The following is a 16514-nucleotide window of genomic DNA, read 5'->3' on the forward strand; positions in this document are numbered from 1 at the left end:
ACGTTTATTCAATTCCCAGGGTTGCCGGCGTTGCCGCTGGAGCCGGTGGAGCCGCTGTTCCCGGCGTTCGGTGTACTGCGCTGCCGTGACCGGTGCCATCGCCGCAGGAGCCCCTCGGGGACCTCTTCCGCGGTGAGCGCGAAGACGAGGTGGTCCCGCCAGGCTCCGTCGATGTGCAGATATCGCGGCCTGAGACCTTCCTCACGGAATCCGAGTTTCTCCACGACGCGGCGGCTGGGCGCGTTCTCGGGGCGAATACAGACCTCGACCCGATGCAGTCCGACGGTGCGGAAACAGTGGTCCACGGCCATCGCCACGGCCGTCGGCATCACGCCGCGGCCGGCCACCGCCTCGTCCACCCAGTAACCGACGTGGCCGGAGCACATCGAGCCCCAGGTGATGCCGGCCACCGTCAACTGGCCGACCAGCCGCCCCTGGTACTCGATGACGAACGGCAGCATCCGGCCCGCGTGGGCCTCCGACCTCAGGTGCCGCACCATCTGGCGGTAGGTCGGCCGGTGCGCGATCGGGCCGCCGGGTCCGGGCGGCGGAATGGTGGCCTCCCACGGGCGCAGCCAGTCCCGGTTGCGCCGGTTGACCTCGCGCCAGGTCCGCTGGTCGCGCAGCCTTATCGGCCTCAGGACGATGTCGCCGTCCCTCAGCTCGACGGGCCATGACGGGCTGTTCAGCTCGCACCCCCACCGCTGGCGGGTCTCGGGTGGTCGCCGCCGCGGAGCTGGTCCACGGCGTGCTTCAGCAGCGGCTCCAGCACGGCGAGGCCGTCCTTCACCCCGCCGGAGGAGCCCGGCAGGTTGACGATCAGCGTCCCGCCGGCCACTCCGGCCAGCCCCCTGGAGAGCACCGCGGTCGGCACCTTGTCCCGGCCGTACGCCCGGATCGCCTCCGCGATGCCCGGCACCTCGTAGTCGATCACCGCCCGGGTCGCCTCGGGGGTGCGGTCGGTGGGCGAGATGCCGGTGCCGCCGGTGGTGACGATCACGTCGTAGTCCGCGTCGGCGCCCGCGCGGAGGGCGGCTTCCACGGGGTCGCCGTCGGGGACGACCCGGGGGCCGTCGACGGCGAAGCCGAACCGGCGCAGCCCCTCGGCGATCAGCGGTCCGCCCTTGTCCTCGTAGACACCGGCGGCGGCCCGGTTGGACGCCGTGACTACCAGGGCGGCGTACGGGCCCGGCAGGGCGCCGCCCCCGGAGTCGTCCGGCGTCATGACCGGTTCCAGTCGCCGGACTTGCCGCCCGTCTTCTGCTCCACCCGCACGTCCGTGATGACCGCTCCCTTGTCGACCGCCTTGACCATGTCGACCACGGTGAGCGCGGCGACGGAGACCGCGGTGAGCGCCTCCATCTCGACGCCCGTGCGATCCGTCGTCTTCACCGTGGCGGTGATCTCCACGGCGTCGTCCGTGACCGACAGGTCCAGTTTCACACCGGAGACCGACAACGGGTGACACAAGGGGATCAGGTCGGGAGTGCGTTTGGCGCCCATGATGCCGGCGATCCGGGCGGTGGCCAGGGCGTCGCCCTTCGGCACACCCTCGCCGCGCAGCAGCTCGACGACGCGGGGCGCGACGAGGACGCGCCCACTGGCGCGCGCGGTGCGCGCGGTCACGTCCTTGCCGGACACGTCGACCATCCGGGCGGCGCCCGCCTCGTCGATGTGCGTCAGCCGGCCTTGCGGGTCCTGTCCGCTCCTGGGCGGTCGGTCCTGCGTACTCATGCTTGTGTGGCGCTCCCGGTCCTGGCCCGGCGCGGTGCGGTGCGTGGGCCTGCTGTGCGCGACACGGTACCGCCATCGGGGCCCGGTCAGCCGAGCAGGACCACCTCGACCTCGGTGCCGGGCTCGACGGACTCGGTGTCCTCGGGGACGACGATCAGCGCGTTCGCGTGCGCGAGGGCGGCGACGAGGTGGGAGCCGGAGCCGCCGACCGGGGTGACCGATCCGTCGGCGTGGCTGCCCCGCAGGAACTGGCGGCGGCCCTTCGGCGAGGTCAGTGCCTTGCCGGCGGCCAGGGACGCGGTGACCGTCGGACGGTGGACGTCGGGCAGGCCCATGAGGGTGCGGATCGCCGGGCGCACGAACAGCTCGAAGGAGACGTACGACGACACCGGGTTGCCTGGCAGGGCGAGCAGCGGGGTGTGGTCGGGGCCGATCGAGCCGAAGCCCTGGGGCTTGCCGGGCTGCATGGCGAGCTTGCGGAAGTCCACGCCGCCACCCGGCTCGTCCTCGTCGCCGACGTGCGCCAGCGCCTCCTTGACCACGTCGTACGCCCCGACGCTCACGCCGCCGGTGGTGACCATCAGGTCGGCGCGCACCAGTTGGTCCTCGATGGTGGACCGCAGGGTCTCGGCGTCGTCGGCGACCGCGCCCACGCGGTAGGCGATGGCTCCGGCGTCGCGGGCGGCCGCGGTGAGGGCGAAGCTGTTGGAGTCGTAGATCTGACCGGACGCCAGCTGCTCGTCGGGCTGGACCAGTTCGCTGCCGGTGGAGAGCACCACCACGCGCGGGCGCGGGCGCACCCGTACGGTGCCCCGGCCGATCGCGGCGAGCAGGCCGATCTGCGGCGGGCCGAGGACCGTACCGGCCGTGAGGGCGCGGTCGCCGGAGCGGACGTCGCTGCCCTGCGCGCGCACGTGCGCGCGCGCCTCGGCCGGCCGGTACACGTGGACGTGGCCCTCGGCGCCCTCCGGGGCCAGGCTGCGGGCCCGCATGCCGGCCACCGGGCCCTCGCCGAGCCCGCCGTCGGTCCACTCCACGGGGATGACGGCCTCGGCGCCGGGCGGGAGCGGTGCTCCGGTCATGATCCGGGCGGCCTGGCCGGGGCCCACGGCGACCGGGTCGGTCTGGCCGGCGGCGACGTCCCCGACGACCTCCAGGACGGCGGGGAACTCCTCGCTGGCGCCCGCGACGTCGGTGACCCGCACCGCGTACCCGTCCATGGAGCTGTTGTCGAACGGCGGCAGGGACAGCGGCACCGTGATGTCGTCGACCAGGACGCACCCCTGGGCGTCGAGCAGGTTCAGCTCGATGGGGTCCAGGGGGCGGACGGTGGCGAGGACGTCGTCCAAGTGCTCCTGGACCGACCACAGCCGGTCCGGGCCGGAACCGGCCGTGGCGGCGTGGTCGTGTCCCGTTTCACGGTGCGCGCTGCTGCTCAACGTCCTTGCATCTCCTCGGCCACGTAACTGCGAAGCCAGGTCCGGAAGTCCGGGCCCAGGTCTTCACGTTCGCATGCGAGTCTGACAATGGCACGCAGGTAGTCGCCGCGGTCGCCGGTGTCATAGCGGCGGCCCTTGAAGACGACGCCGTGCACCGGGCCGCCCACTGACTCGTCCTCGGCGAGCTGCTGGAGGGCGTCGGTCAGCTGGATCTCGCCGCCGCGGCCGGGCTCGGTCTTGCGGAGTATGTCGAAGATGTGCGGGTCGAGGACGTAACGGCCGATGATGGCGTAGTTGGACGGGGCGTCGGCCGGGTCCGGCTTCTCGACCAGTCCCCCGACCTTCACGACGTCGCTGTCCGCGGTGCTCTCCACGGCCGCGCAGCCGTAGAGGTGGATCTGCTCCGGCGCGACCTCCATGAGGGCGATCACACTGCCGCCGTACTGCTCCTGGACGTCGATCATGCGCTGGAGCAGCGGGTCGCGCGGGTCGATGAGGTCGTCGCCGAGCAGGACCGCGAAGGGCTCGTGGCCGACGTGCGGGGCGGCGCACAGCACGGCGTGGCCGAGGCCCTTGGGGTCGCCCTGGCGGACGTAGTGCATCATCGCGAGGTCGCTGGATTCCTGGACCTTGGCCAGGCGCCCCGCGTCGCCCTTCTTCTGGAGGGCGGACTCCAGTTCGTAGTTGCGGTCGAAGTGGTCCTCCAGGGGGCGCTTGTTGCGGCCCGTGACCATGAGGACGTCGCCGAGGCCCGCGGCCACGGCCTCTTCGACCACGTACTGGATCGCCGGCTTGTCGACGACCGGCAGCATCTCCTTGGGAGTGGCCTTGGTGGCCGGCAGGAACCGGGTACCGAGACCGGCTGCTGGGATGACAGCCTTGCTGATCCTGGGGTGGGACTGAGTCATGCGCGCCACCATATCCGGTGCCTATAGGGAGAATCTGTGACTCGGGATCATAGGCGCTCATATGAGCGCATTAGCGCGGTACGGGAGTCACCGATGTCTCATCTCGGCCCTGTGGGCGAACCTGACAAGCGGACGTTGCGGCGGGATTTCCTCGCGGCGAGGAACAGGCTGACGCCGGACGACGTGCGGGAAGCCGCCGAGGCGCTGGCCGGGCGGGCGCTCGGGCTGCCGGAGGTGGCGGGGGCGCGCGCCGTGGCGGCGTACGTCTCCGTGGGCGCCGAGCCGGGCACCCTCGCGCTCCTGGACGCGCTGCGCGCGCGGGGGGTGCGTGTCCTGCTGCCCGCGCTGCTGCCGGACAACGACCTGGACTGGGGCGAGTACACCGGAGCGGGCTCCCTCGCGCGCGTGCGGCACGGCGGGCGGATGGAGCTGTTCGAGCCCGCCGGTGAGCGGCTGGGTCCCGACGCGGTGACGCGGGCGGACGTCGTGCTGCTGCCGGGGGTCGCGGTGGACGGCCGCGGCCTGCGCCTGGGGCGCGGCGGCGGCTCGTACGACCGGGTGCTGGCGCGTCTGGAGGCGGCGGGCGCGCGTCCCGCGCTGCTGGTGATGCTGTACGACCGCGAGGTCGTCGCGCACGTCCCCGCCCAGCCGCACGACCGGCCGGTGGACGCGGTGGTGACGCCGTCGGGGGTGCGCAGGTTCCGCTGACGGGCCCTGCTGACGGGAAACGGCCTCCACGCGCGCGTGGAGGCCGTTCTCGTGCGACGGGTGCGGGGCTACGGCTTGAGCACCAGCGTGTCGCTCGTGCTCTCGTCGACGGCCTTCCTGGAGAAGGACCACGGCAGCAGCTCGCCGTTCGCCCACTTGTCGGTCTGGTCGGTGTAGTGGGCGCTGTAGGCGTGTCCGGAGGCGCCGCTGAGGTTGATCCAGCGGGACTTGTCGAGGTCCCCGAGGTTGACCACCATCCGCATGGACGGCACCCAGATCACCCCGTAGCCGCCGGCCGCGTTCCAGCCGGAGGCGTTGACCGCCGCCTCACCGCCGCTGAGCTTCCAGGGGCCGCGGTTGAGGGCGTACTTCAGGAAGCCGGGGCCCTCGGTGCCCAGGGTCTGGTTCTTCAGGAACAGTCGGTGCAGCCGGCCCCAGTTCCAGCTGTCGATGTCCTTGCCGAGCTTGGCGGTCAGCTCCCAGCGGGCGTCGGTCATGGCGCGCTTGAACAGGTCGTCGCGGTTGTGGTCGGCGCCCTTGCGGGTGCCCGAGGCGGGCGTCGTCCACCAGTCGCTCTTGGGCTTCTCCATCAGCGTGCGGACCACCTCGAACCAGCGGTCGCCGCCGTCCGGCTGCGCCTGGTCGGCGTCGCGCTGGCCGCACTCGCGGACCTTGTCGGTCTCGTCCGCCGGGCCGGTGGTGTTGACCGGGTCGACCCACAGGCACTGGCCCTCGACCCGCAGCTCCTTGGGCAGCTTGTTGCCGAAGGCGAGCTTGAGGATGTTGCGCCAGACCGCGTTGAAGTACGCGGCGGCGGCCGAGTCGGCGTCCTGGGTGTAGTCCCAGCCCTCCAGCAGCTTCTGCGCCTCGCGGACGTCCTTGTCGGCGATGTCGATCTTCAGCAGCTGGGGCACCAGCAGCTTGGCCATCTCGCTGCTGTTGTCCAGCTGCATCTGGCGCATGTCGTCGGTGGAGATCTTGCCGCCGTCCTTGATCTTCTGCTCGATCAGGGAGGTGATGCGCTGGCTGCGGGCGCCGTAGCCCCAGTCCGTGGTGAGCGTGTACGGGTACTCGTCCTTGTCGACGACGGCCTGGTTGGCGGTCACGATGTAGCCGCGGTCCGGGTCGTACTCGTAGGGCAGCTCGTCCTGGTCGATGTACTCGCCGGTCCAGCGGTACTTGGAGCTCCAGCCCGGCGCCGGGACCGAGCCGTCGTGGTCCTCGGCGCGCACCGGGATCCGGCCGGGCAGCGTGTAGCCGATGTGCTCGCTGTCGGCGTAGACCAGGTTCTGCGAGGGCACGTCGAACAGGGTGGCGGCCTCGCGGAAGTCGTCCCAGTTCTGCGCCCGGTCGATCGCGAAGACGGCGTCCATGGTGGTGCCCGCCTCAAGCGCCGTCCAGCGCAGGGCGACGCCGTAGCCGTCGCCGCGGTCGGGGGCGGAGCTGTCGACGGTGGCCTTCTTGCCGGTCTTCACCAGTTCGTCGTCGCGGTCGGAGAGCAGCGGTCCGTTGTTGGTCTCGCGGACGACGATCTTCTTCGCGTCGCCGCCGGCGACCTTGATGGTCTCCTCGCGCGTCTCGAAGGGGACCACCTTGCCGTCGTACTGGTAGCCCTCGCCGGTGATCTTCTCCAGGTAGAGGTCGGTGACGTCGGCGCCGGAGTTGGTCAGGCCCCAGGCGATCTCCTGGTTGTGGCCGATGACCACGCCGGGCATGCCCGCGAAGGTGTAGCCGGCCACGTCGTAGCGGCACTTGTCGGAGACGGTGCGGCAGTGCAGGCCCATCTGGTACCAGACGGACGGCAGGGACGGCGACAGGTGCGGGTCGTTGGCCAGCAGCGGCTTGCCGGTGATGGTGTGCTTGCCGGAGACGACCCACGAGTTGGAGCCGATGCCGTCGCCGTTGACACCGACGGCGGTGGGGACGTCGTCCAGGACGTCCTGGAGGCCGGCCAGTTGTCCCTGGAGAGCGTTGCCGGAGCCGGCTCCCGTGCCGGTACCCGTGCCCGTGCCAGTACCCGTGCCCGTGCCAGTACCCGTGCCAGTACCCGTGCCCGTGCCAGTACCCGTGCCTGTGCCGGTACCGGTGCCCGTGCCGGTACCGGTGCCCGTGCCAGTGCCGCTGCCGTCGCCGCCGCTCGACGCACCGCCGTCGCCGCCGTCGAACGTCTGTGTCAGCTCGTCGTACTGGCCCTCCTGGACGATCGCCTTGTTGCGGTCGTACGGGTAGGCCGGGTAGAGGTCGGCGATCTGCTTGGGGCCGAGGCGGCTGGTCATCAGCGCGCGGTCGACCTCGTCCTGCATGTTGCCGCGCAGGTCCCAGGCCATCGCCTTCAGCCAGGCCACCGAGTCGACCGGGGTCCACTCCTGGGGCTTGTAGTCGTTGGTGAACCCGAGGGCCGCGTACTCCAGGGAGATGTCCGCGCCGTCCTTGCCCTTCAGGTAGGCGTTGACGCCCTTGGAGTACGCCTGGAGGTACTTCTTGGTGGAGTCCGAGAGCTTCTCGTCGTACTCCTTCTTCGCCACCCGGTGCCAGCCCATGGTGCGCAGGAACTCGTCGTTGTCGATCTGGCTCTTGCCGAACATCTCCGACAGGCGCCCGGCGGTCATGTGCCGGCGCACGTCCATCTCGTAGAACCGGTCCTGGGCCTGGACGTAGCCCTGCGCCATGAACAGGTCCTCCTCGGTGGAGGCGTAGACCTGCGGGATGCCGTACCCGTCGCGCTTGACGTCGACCGGCCCCGATAGGCCGTCCAGCGTGATCGATCCCTTGGTCTGCGGGAAGGACGCGCGGACGGTGCTGACCGACCAGTACGCCCCGTAGGCGAGGCCGCCGATGAGGGCCAGGACCAGCACGAGGACGAGCAGGCGGCCCTTGCGCCCCTTCTTCCTTGCGGACGTGCCGGGCTGCTGACCCGTGGGGGCGGTGGTGGTGGGGGGCATCGCTGTCCTTGCTGTCCTAACACGAGCGGCAGGGGCGGGCTGTGCTTCGTACCGAGGCTGGACGCCGAGCGCTGAGCGCCGAGCGCTGGAGCAACTGTAGGCGCAGGCCCGGCTCCGCCATGACGCGGAGTCGGGTACAGGAACGCACGGGCGTTCGATCTTGCCAAGCCGAGCGTCAAGAAAGCGTCAAGAGTTAGGTAAGGTAACGAAGTAGTTGCCCGCAGAGCATGGCTGATTCGTGTGCCATAGGGATGCGCCGGTGCACGCCTGGCGTGCCGAGCGGGCGCGATCGCCCGCGCTGTGATTCACGCTGTGCGCCAGGGAAGGGAACGGCCGCTGACTGTCCACCACCTCAACCAGCTCCTGCTCGTCTGCTCGCTCGTCCTGCTCATCGCCGTGGCGGCGGTCCGGATCTCCTCGCGCAGCGGGCTCCCCAGCCTGCTCGTCTACCTGGCCATCGGCGTCGCCATGGGCCAGGACGGCATCGGCGACATCAAGTTCGACAACGCCGAACTGGTCCAGGTCATCGGCTACGGCGCCCTCGTCGTGATCCTGGCCGAGGGCGGACTCGGCACGAAGTGGAAGGAGGCGAAACCGGCGCTTCCGGCCGCCTCCGCGCTGGCCCTGGGCGGAGTGGCGGTGAGCGTCGGCGTGACCGCCGCGGGCGCGCACTACCTGACCGGTCTGGAGTGGCGGCAGGCGCTGATCGTCGGAGCCGTGGTCTCCTCCACGGACGCCGCGGCCGTCTTCTCCGTGCTGCGCCGGATTCCGCTGCCCAAGCGGATAACGGGCACGCTGGAAGCCGAGTCCGGCTTCAACGACGCCCCGGTGGTCATCCTCGTCGTCGCCTTCTCCACGGCGGGACCGATCGAGCACTGGTACGTGCTCATCGGCGAGATCGCGCTGGAGCTGGCCATCGGCGCGGCCATCGGACTCGCGGTCGGCTGGCTGGGGTCGTGGGGGCTGAAGCACGTGGCGCTGCCCGCCTCCGGCCTCTACCCCATCGCCGTCATGTCGATCGCCATCGCGGCCTACGCGGCCGGCGCGATGGCCCACGGCAGCGGCTTCCTTGCCGTCTACCTCGCCTCGATGGTCATGGGCAACGCGCGGCTGCCGCACTGGCCCGCCACCCGGGGCTTCGCCGACGGACTCGGCTGGCTCGCCCAGATCGGCATGTTCGTCCTGCTCGGCCTGCTGGTCACCCCGCACGAGCTGGGCGACGACATCCTGCCGGCCCTGGTCATCGGGCTGGTGCTCACCATGGTGGCGCGCCCGCTGAGCGTCGTGCTGTGCCTGGTGCCCTTCCGGGTGCCGTGGCAGGAGCAGGCCCTGATGTCGTGGGCCGGACTGCGCGGCGCGGTGCCCATCATCCTGGCGACGATCCCCATGGTGGAGGGCGTCGCGGGCAGCCACCGCATCTTCAACATCGTCTTCGTCCTGGTCGTCGTCTACACCCTGGTGCAGGGCCCGACGCTGCCGTGGCTGGCCCGCAAGCTGCACCTGGGCAAGGGGGACGAGGCGGCCGACCTCGGCATCGAGTCGGCGCCCCTGGAGCGGCTGCGCGGACATCTGCTGTCCGTGACGATCCCGGAGGGTTCGAGGATGCACGGCGTCGAGGTCAGCGAGCTGCGGCTGCCCACCGGGGCCGCCGTCACCCTCGTGGTCCGCGACGGAACGTCCTTCGTACCGCTGCCGACCACGGGGCTGCGCCGCGGCGACGAACTCCTGGTGGTCGCCACGGACCCCGTCCGGGACGCCGCCGAGGCGCGGCTGCGCGCGGTCGGCCACGGCGGCAAGCTGGCCGGCTGGCTGGGCACCGGAGACACCGAAGACGCCCGCGGCAATCGCAGGTGACCGTATGACGGGTGCTCCCTTTCACAGGCCGCACCCGTCCCGCCCCCTGTACGATGAAGGCCGCACCTGATCGAACCACCTCTGCCTGAAGCAGAGCTGGCGCGACCGTATGGCGGTCGGATCGCCCCCTCATCCACGCGGGCTCCGGCATCTACCGCAGTCCGCGCAAGTGGACAGCTCTCGGCGCTCCCGCACGACGACACCACGAAGCGGGGACGCGCTACCAGGCGGCAGAAAGGCACGGGCCGTGGCATCCACGGTCACCCGTCCGGGATACGGGCAGCTGCTGCGCACCCGCGGCGTCTGGACGTTCCTGCTCCCCGGCTTCGCGGCACGCCAGCCGTTCGCCATGCTCACGCTCTCCATCGTGCTGCTGGTGCAGCACACCACCGGCTCCTACGGCGTCGCCGGCGCCGCCGCGGCCGTCACCGGCGTCTCCATGGCGGTGTTCGCCCCGTACAGCGGCCGGCTCGCCGACCGCTACGGGCAGCGTGCCGTCCTGCTGCCCGGGGTCCTCGTGCACGCGGCGTCCGGCCTGACCCTGACCGCCCTCGCGCTCACGGACGCGCCCCTGTGGGCGCTGTTCCTCGCGGCGGTGCCCACCGGTGCCTCGGTGCCGCAGGTCGGGCCCATGGTGCGGGCACGCTGGGCCGCGCGGCTCGCGGACTCCCCCCTGATGAGCACCGCGGCCGCCTTCGAGTCCGTCACCGACGAGCTGACCTTCGTCCTCGGTCCCCTGCTGGCGACCGCCCTGTGCACCGCCGTCGACCCCGCCGCGGGCCTGGTCACGGAGGCAGCGCTCACGCTGGTGGGCGGACTGCTGTTCGCCGCGCGGAAGAGCACCCAGCCGCGGGTCGGCGGCACCGACGGCGACCACGCGCGCGTGGAGCACGTTTCCGCGCTGCGGGTCCCCGGCGTGCGGGTGCTGATCGTCGCCTTCCTGGGCATCGGTTCCGTCTTCGGCGGCATGCAGGTGTCGCTGGCCGCGTTCACCGAGTCCATCGGCGAGCCCGGCCTGAACGGTGTCCTGTACGGCGTCTTCGCGGCGGGCAACATGATCTCCGGCCTGGCCTGCGGCGCCATCGCCTGGAAGGTGGCCCCGCAGCAGCGCCTCCTGGTCGGCTACGCCGCCCTCGCGCTGACCGCGTCCGGCCTGTGGGCCGCGCACTCGGTGCTCGTCCTTGCGGGTCTCGGCCTGCTGGTCGGCATGTGCGTCGCGCCCGCCATCGTCACCGGCTACACCCTGGTCGAGGGCCTGGTCCCGGCGGGCGCCCGCACCGAGGCCTTCACCTGGCTGACGGGCGCCGTCGCGCTGGGCCAGGCGGCGGCCGTGACCGTCGCCGGACAGCTGGAGGACCGGCTGTGGGGCGGCGCCGGATTCCTGGTGCCGATGGGCGGCACGGTCCTGGCCCTGGCGGTCCTGGTGGCGCTGCGCTCGCGGCTGGCACCCCGGTCCCACGGCCGCACGGTCGCACGTGGTGTCGGTCACCGCGCGCCCGCCGCAGTGGACTGATCCCGAGGAATAGGTCACTATAGACCGTCGTTAGCACTCATCGAGTGAGAGTGCCAGGAGGAAGACAGTGCCGACGTACCAGTACCAGTGCACCGAGTGCGGCGAGGGCCTCGAGGCGGTGCAGAAGTTCACCGACGACGCCCTCACCGAGTGCCCGAACTGCCAGGGCCGCCTGAAGAAGGTGTTCTCCGCGGTCGGCATCGTCTTCAAGGGCTCCGGCTTCTACCGCAACGACAGCCGCGGCAGCTCGTCGAGCAGCTCGCCGGCGTCGTCGTCCTCGAAGGCCGCGTCTTCGTCGTCGTCCTCGGACTCGGGTTCGTCCTCGTCGTCGTCCTCCTCGGGCTCCGGCTCCTCGTCGAGCTCCGGCAGCTCCTCCGCGGGCTCCACCGCCGCGTAGCACCCGGTTCCCACCGCCCGCGCGGGACCCACTTCTTACGGGACCCTGTCGTCGTCCGACGACGGGGTCCTCGGCGTGCCGCGGGGCGGTTAGGGTGCGGGCATGGCGAACAAGGTGACGGCCGGGAACGCGCGGGCCGAGAATGTGCAGGCCGAGATCGGCGTGATCGGCGGCTCCGGGTTCTACTCGTTCCTCGACGACGTCACCGAGGTCCGGGTGGACACCCCGTACGGGCCGCCCAGCGACTCCCTCTTCCTCGGCGAGGTCGCCGGCCGGCGGGTCGCCTTCCTCCCGCGGCACGGTCGCGGCCATCATCTGCCGCCGCACCGGATCAACTATCGCGCCAATCTGTGGGCGCTGCGCTCGGTGGGCGCGCGCCAGGTCTTCGGCCCGTGCGCCGTCGGCGGCCTGCGCCCCGAGTACGGGCCGGGCACGCTGCTGGTGCCGGACCAGTTCGTCGACCGCACGAAGTCGCGCCCGTCGACCTACTTCGACGGGCTGCCGCTGCCCGACGGCACGGTGCCCAACGTGGTGCACGTGTCGCTGGCCGACCCGTACTGCCCCACCGGACGGGCCGCCGCGCTGAAGGCCGCCCGGGGGCAGGACTGGGAACCCGTGGACGGCGGCACCCTGGTCGTGGTCGAGGGGCCCCGCTTCGGGACCCGCGCGGAGTCCCTGTGGCACCGGGCGCAGGGCTGGTCGGTGGTGGGCATGACCGGCCACCCGGAGGCGGCCCTCGCCCGTGAACTGGAGCTCTGCTACACCTCCCTGACCCTCGTGACCGACCTCGACGCCGGTGCGGAGAGCGGTGAGGGTGTCTCGCACGAGGAGGTGCTGCGGGTGTTCGCGGCCAACGTCGACCGGCTGCGGGGCGTGCTGTTCGACGCGGTGGCCGCGCTGCCGGCGGCCGGAGAACGGGACTGCCCGTGCGGGGCGGCACTGGGCGGGATGGATCCGGGGATCGCGCTGCCGTAGGGGTGCGGAGGGCGGGCCGGAAGCCGGGGAACGCCACGTTCCGGTGAGGGAGTTGTCCACAACCGGTCGGTGGTCCACGGGCTTCCGTGGGACCCGGCGGAAAGCCTCATCGTGGGAGCGCAAGCCGGTCCCTCGTCACAGGTGGTGGTCACCGTGTTCCGTCCCGCCCTGCCCTCTGCTTCCTCGTTCCCGTCTTCCTCGTTCCCTCCCGCCGGGTCTTCGCCGTTCCCTCCCTCGCCGGCTTCGCCGCTTCCGCCCGGCACCGACGCACCGCCCACCTGCGAGGTGCCGCACTTCGCACCGGTGCGGGTGCGCGGCGGCCGCAGTGCCCTGCACCGGCTCCTGGCGCACCGACGGCGTGCCCTGGCCGCCGGGCTCGCCGTCACGGCCGCCGCGCTGGTGGCGGCGGGCCCGCATCCGGGAGCCGGCGGGCAGGACCCGCGGCGGGCCCGCGGCCACCCGGTGGCCGATCCGGTGGGCGAGCGGCACGGCACCCGGCTCGTGGCGGCGCCGGTGCGCATCGCCGACGCGGGCACGGTGCGGCTGCTCAGGCCGGGCGACCGGGTCGACGTCGTGGCGACCGGCGGCGGTGCGGGCGGGCCCTCCGTGCTCGCGCGCGGCGTGCGGGTGACGAAGGTGCCGGAGCCCGTGGCGGATCCGGCGGCGGGCGGGGCCCTGGTCGTCGTCTCGGTGCCGCGCGCCACCGCCCACCGGCTGGTCGGCGCTGGTACCACGGAACGGTTGGCGGTGACTCTGTGCTGAGCCGGTCAAGTCGCTCGTTCGAGGGACCGGATTGGACAGGACGGCCCAACGCTGTCGTAGGTTGCGAGGCGTTTGGTCCCTACACCTGTTCAAGCGAGGAGTGCTCCCACCGTGAGCGAGAAGAACGAGCCGAGTGTCTGGCAGGGCTTCAAGGCCTTCCTGATGCGCGGCAACGTCATCGACCTGGCGGTGGCGGTCGTCATCGGCGCCGCCTTCACCAAGATCGTCAACTCGGTGGTGGAGGGGGTCATCAACCCGCTGGTCGGAGCGTTCGGCACGCAGAGCCTGGACGGCTACAGCTCCTGCCTGAAGGGCCCGTGCACCGGGACCGGCGACAGCGCGACGGGCGTGCGGATCCTGTGGGGCCACGTGCTGGGTGCCACCCTCACGTTCCTGATCACCGCGGCCGTCGTCTACTTCCTGATGGTGCTGCCCATGTCGAAGTACCTGGCCCGGCAGGAGACCCGCCGCAAGGCCAAGGAGAGCGCCGAGGAGGTCATCGAGGTCTCCGAGCTGGAGGTGCTCAAGGAGATCCGCGACGCGCTGGTCGCCCAGCGCGGTTCGGGGCACGACCGCACTTAGCGGCCGCGCGCGCCGTTCACAGGTGGTGGGGCGGCTTCTCGTCGAGGAAGCGCTTCAGGTCGGCCGTGCTGTCGGCCTCGGGCCGCTCGCCCCAGCCGCGGTCGGTGTCGTCCGAGCTCTGCCGGTCCAGCGGGTCGTCGAAGACCAGCGCCGGCCTGGGCGCGCGGGGCTCGGGGTCGGGGGTGCTACTCATGCTCCCAGGGTACGGCTCGCCCCCGTGGACGACGTCCCCCGCGCCCGGTCCGTCCCGGTGGAGGGGGGTCCGTAAGCACATCCACGCCGTCTCTGCTGTGCTGGGAGCCATGATGTCCAGTCCCTCATCCGCAAGCGCGCCCTCCGGGCCGCCGCCCGACGGCCACCCTCCGGTGCGCCGCCTGAAAGCCCGCCACCGGCACGAACCCCACCGCGCCGCCACACCGCTGGAGCTGTTCTTCGACCTCTGCTTCGTCGTCGCCATCGCCCAGGCGGGCGTCCAGCTGGTGCACTCCGTCGCCGAGGGGCATGCCGGCGAGGGCGTCCTCAACTACGCGATGGTCTTCTTCGCCATCTGGTGGGCGTGGATGAACTTCACCTGGTTCGCCTCGGCGTACGACAACGACGACGTCCTCTACCGGGTCGTCACGCTGGTCCAGATCGCGGGGGTGCTGGTCCTGGCGGCCGGGGTCTCCCGGGCCTTCGAGGACCACGACTGGGTGGCCGTCGTCATCGGCTACGTGATCATGCGGGTCGCCATGGCGGCGCAGTGGCTCCGGGCGGGCAGGTCCGCGGCGCCCCCGGAGAGCACCATGGCCCGGAGCTACTCGGCGGGTGTGCTGCTCTGCCAGATCGGCTGGCTGGGTCTGCTGTTCCTGCCGGAGGGCGACCGCGCCTGGCTGTTCCTGGTGATGGTGGTGCTGGAGCTGTGCGTGCCGGCGTTCGCCGAGCGCAAGCACCCGTCGTCCTGGCATCCGCACCACATCGCCGAGCGGTACGGGCTGCTCACGATCATCGTGCTGGGCGAGACCATCGCCGCGGCCACGGTCGCGGTGAAGTCGGGCATCGAGGAGAACGACGCGCTGGGCGAGGTGCTCCCGATCGCGGCGGGCGGACTGCTGATCGTGTTCGCGGCCTGGTGGATCTACTTCGTGGTGCCCGTCCACAGCTATCTGAGGTCCAGCAGACAGTCCTTCCTGTGGGGTTACGGTCACTACCTGGTGTTCGCCTCGGCGGCGGCGATCGGGGCGGGACTGGAGGTGGCGGTGGAGCAGGCCGTGGGCAAGGCGCACCTCTCCACGACGGCGGCGTCCGCCGCGGTGACCGTGCCGACGGCGGTGTTCCTGCTCACGGTGTGGGCGTTGCACGCGCGGCACTTCAAGGTGGGCGTCGCCGAGCAGCTGGTGCTGCCGACGGCCGCGCTCCTGGTGCTCGGCTGCACCTTCCTGGGCGGCGTGGCGGTGCTCGTGGCGGGGATCGTCCTGGCCCTGAGCGTCACGGCCGGGGTGGTCCTGACCGCGTCGCGCACCGGGAGGGAGCGCCGGGAGGAGGCGCCGGCCGCCTGAGACCCGGCCCCGCCGCGCCGCCGGTCCCCGCCGACTCCCGCGCCGCCGGTGGTGGCTGGACGAGACTGGCGGTATGACAGTTGACGCATTGACGGACGTCGCCGGTCTGCTGGTGGGGCATGCGACGCGGGCCGGGGACGGGTGGCTCACGGGGACCACGGTGGTGCTCGCGCCGGAGGGCGGGGCGGTCGCCGGTGTGGACGTGCGCGGCGGCGGCCCCGGCACCAAGGAGACCGACGCCCTCGATCCGCGCAACCTGGTGCAGAAGGTCCAGGCTGTGGTGCTGACCGGCGGCAGCGCCTACGGGCTCGACGCGGCCTCGGGCGTGATGGCCTGGCTGGAGGAGCGCGGGCGCGGGGTGCGGGTCGGACCCGACCCGGCGCACGTGGTGCCGGTGGTGCCCGCGGCCTGCGTCTTCGACCTGGGGCGCGGGGGCGACTTCCGGGCCAGGCCGGACGCGGCCACCGGGTACGCGGCGGCACAGGCGGCGCAGGCGAGCACGCCGGGAGCCGGGGTGGCCGAGGGGTGTGTCGGGGCGGGCACGGGTGCCGTGGTCGGCACGCTGAAGGGCGGCGTGGGCACCGCGAGCACCGTGCTGGACTCGGGGGTCACGGTGGCGGCGCTGGTGGTGGCCAACGCGGCGGGGTCGGCGACGGATCCGGAAACGGGGGTGCTGTACGGGGAGTTGTTCCGCGGCGGGCCGGTGGCGTACCCGGCGCCGGACGTCCACGCGGCCGCGGGGCGGCGGCTGGCCGAGGTCGCGGCGAGGAACGCACCGCCGCCGCTGAACACCACGCTCGCCGTGGTCGCCACCGACGCCGACCTGTCCAAGGCGCAGGCGCAGAAGCTGGCCGGCACCGCGCACGACGGCATCGCGCGTGCCGTACGGCCCGTGCATCTGCTCAGCGACGGGGACACGGTGTTCGCCCTGGCGACCGGCGAGCGCCCGCTCGACGCCGGGCAGCCGCTCGCGCTGAACGAGGTGCTGGCGGCGGGCGCGGACGTGGTGACGCGCGCGATCGTGCGTGCGATCCGGGCCGCCGAGCCGGTGGACGGTCCGGGCGGGGCCTGGCCGTCGTACGGGGAGCTGTACGGCGGTCCGGGGGGCCGGGAGGCCTGAACGGGCGGGTGTGCCCTGCCGGTTGGCCCGGCCCGTTGACCC

General features: G+C 72.2%; 16 protein-coding genes. 9 read left to right on the top strand and 7 right to left on the bottom strand.

Annotated elements, in window-relative coordinates; translation table 11 throughout:
- Window positions 1-8: 8 nt before the first annotated feature.
- From ACZ6IM_RS13730 to galU, 5 genes are all read right to left on the bottom strand, one after another.
- Window positions 9-689 carry a GNAT family N-acetyltransferase gene (locus tag ACZ6IM_RS13730; RefSeq protein WP_052839273.1) on the bottom strand — a complete coding sequence of 227 codons (681 nt, stop codon included), beginning with the start codon at window positions 687-689 and terminating at the stop codon, window positions 9-11.
- Window positions 686-1225 (bottom strand): MogA/MoaB family molybdenum cofactor biosynthesis protein, encoded by a 540-nt coding sequence (locus ACZ6IM_RS13735; RefSeq protein ID WP_052839272.1) that lies wholly within the window; start codon window positions 1223-1225, stop codon window positions 686-688. Before ACZ6IM_RS13735 ends, ACZ6IM_RS13730 begins: the two co-directional genes overlap by 4 nt.
- On the bottom strand, window positions 1222-1734 hold the full coding sequence (moaC, locus tag ACZ6IM_RS13740) for a cyclic pyranopterin monophosphate synthase MoaC (RefSeq protein WP_052839271.1): 513 nt from the start codon (window positions 1732-1734) through the stop codon (window positions 1222-1224). The genes ACZ6IM_RS13735 and moaC overlap by 4 nt, the downstream gene beginning before the upstream one ends.
- Window positions 1735-1820: 86 nt before the next feature.
- On the bottom strand, window positions 1821-3173 hold the full coding sequence (gene glp / locus ACZ6IM_RS13745; RefSeq protein ID WP_469556633.1) for a molybdotransferase-like divisome protein Glp: 1353 nt from the start codon (window positions 3171-3173) through the stop codon (window positions 1821-1823).
- On the bottom strand, window positions 3170-4081 hold the full coding sequence (gene galU / locus ACZ6IM_RS13750) for a UTP--glucose-1-phosphate uridylyltransferase GalU (RefSeq protein ID WP_052839270.1): 912 nt from the start codon (window positions 4079-4081) through the stop codon (window positions 3170-3172). The genes glp and galU overlap by 4 nt, the downstream gene beginning before the upstream one ends.
- A 93-nt stretch (window positions 4082-4174) precedes the next feature.
- Here galU and ACZ6IM_RS13755 point away from each other — a divergent pair, with 93 nt between their 5' ends.
- On the top strand, window positions 4175-4789 hold the full coding sequence (locus ACZ6IM_RS13755) for a 5-formyltetrahydrofolate cyclo-ligase (RefSeq protein ID WP_469556635.1): 615 nt from the start codon (window positions 4175-4177) through the stop codon (window positions 4787-4789).
- A gap of 68 nt (window positions 4790-4857) precedes the next feature.
- Here the strand turns inward: ACZ6IM_RS13755 and ACZ6IM_RS13760 are convergent, their stop codons facing one another.
- A complete protein-coding gene (locus ACZ6IM_RS13760) occupies window positions 4858-7731 on the bottom strand; it encodes a penicillin acylase family protein (protein ID WP_469556637.1) in 2874 nt (957 codons plus the stop codon).
- A 312-nt stretch (window positions 7732-8043) separates the two neighbouring features.
- Here ACZ6IM_RS13760 and ACZ6IM_RS13765 point away from each other — a divergent pair, with 312 nt between their 5' ends.
- The 6 genes from ACZ6IM_RS13765 (at window position 8044) to mscL (ending at window position 13814) form a co-directional block, all read left to right on the top strand.
- Window positions 8044-9585 carry a potassium/proton antiporter gene (locus ACZ6IM_RS13765; protein ID WP_469556639.1) on the top strand — a complete coding sequence of 514 codons (1542 nt, stop codon included), beginning with the start codon at window positions 8044-8046 and terminating at the stop codon, window positions 9583-9585.
- 247 nt (window positions 9586-9832) lie between these two features.
- Window positions 9833-11098, top strand: coding sequence for an MFS transporter (locus ACZ6IM_RS13770; protein ID WP_052839267.1), 1266 nt, complete (start codon window positions 9833-9835; stop codon window positions 11096-11098).
- Window positions 11099-11165: 67 nt separating this feature from the next.
- Window positions 11166-11495 carry an FmdB family zinc ribbon protein gene (locus tag ACZ6IM_RS13775; RefSeq protein WP_469556641.1) on the top strand — a complete coding sequence of 110 codons (330 nt, stop codon included), beginning with the start codon at window positions 11166-11168 and terminating at the stop codon, window positions 11493-11495.
- Between the two features lie 102 nt (window positions 11496-11597).
- The gene (locus tag ACZ6IM_RS13780) at window positions 11598-12470 is read left to right on the top strand and encodes an S-methyl-5'-thioadenosine phosphorylase (RefSeq protein ID WP_052839265.1); all 873 of its coding nucleotides are present in this window, start codon (window positions 11598-11600) and stop codon (window positions 12468-12470) included.
- Between the two features lie 285 nt (window positions 12471-12755).
- Window positions 12756-13232, top strand: a complete 477-nt coding sequence (locus ACZ6IM_RS13785; protein ID WP_052839264.1) for a hypothetical protein — start codon at window positions 12756-12758, stop codon at window positions 13230-13232.
- Window positions 13233-13343: 111 nt separating this feature from the next.
- Entirely contained in the window at window positions 13344-13814 is a 471-nt protein-coding gene (mscL, locus tag ACZ6IM_RS13790; RefSeq protein ID WP_469556643.1) for a large conductance mechanosensitive channel protein MscL, read from the top strand.
- A gap of 16 nt (window positions 13815-13830) precedes the next feature.
- Here mscL and ACZ6IM_RS13795 read toward each other — a convergent pair whose 3' ends face one another.
- Window positions 13831-14007, bottom strand: coding sequence for a hypothetical protein (locus tag ACZ6IM_RS13795; protein ID WP_052839262.1), 177 nt, complete (start codon window positions 14005-14007; stop codon window positions 13831-13833).
- Between the two features lie 112 nt (window positions 14008-14119).
- Here ACZ6IM_RS13795 and ACZ6IM_RS13800 point away from each other — a divergent pair, with 112 nt between their 5' ends.
- Entirely contained in the window at window positions 14120-15352 is a 1233-nt protein-coding gene (locus ACZ6IM_RS13800) for a low temperature requirement protein A (RefSeq protein WP_052839261.1), read from the top strand.
- Window positions 15353-15425: 73 nt separating this feature from the next.
- Window positions 15426-16472 carry a P1 family peptidase gene (locus tag ACZ6IM_RS13805; RefSeq protein WP_052839260.1) on the top strand — a complete coding sequence of 349 codons (1047 nt, stop codon included), beginning with the start codon at window positions 15426-15428 and terminating at the stop codon, window positions 16470-16472.
- Window positions 16473-16514 lie beyond the last annotated feature (42 nt).

This window comes from Streptomyces sp. NPDC042336, from assembly GCF_055581985.1.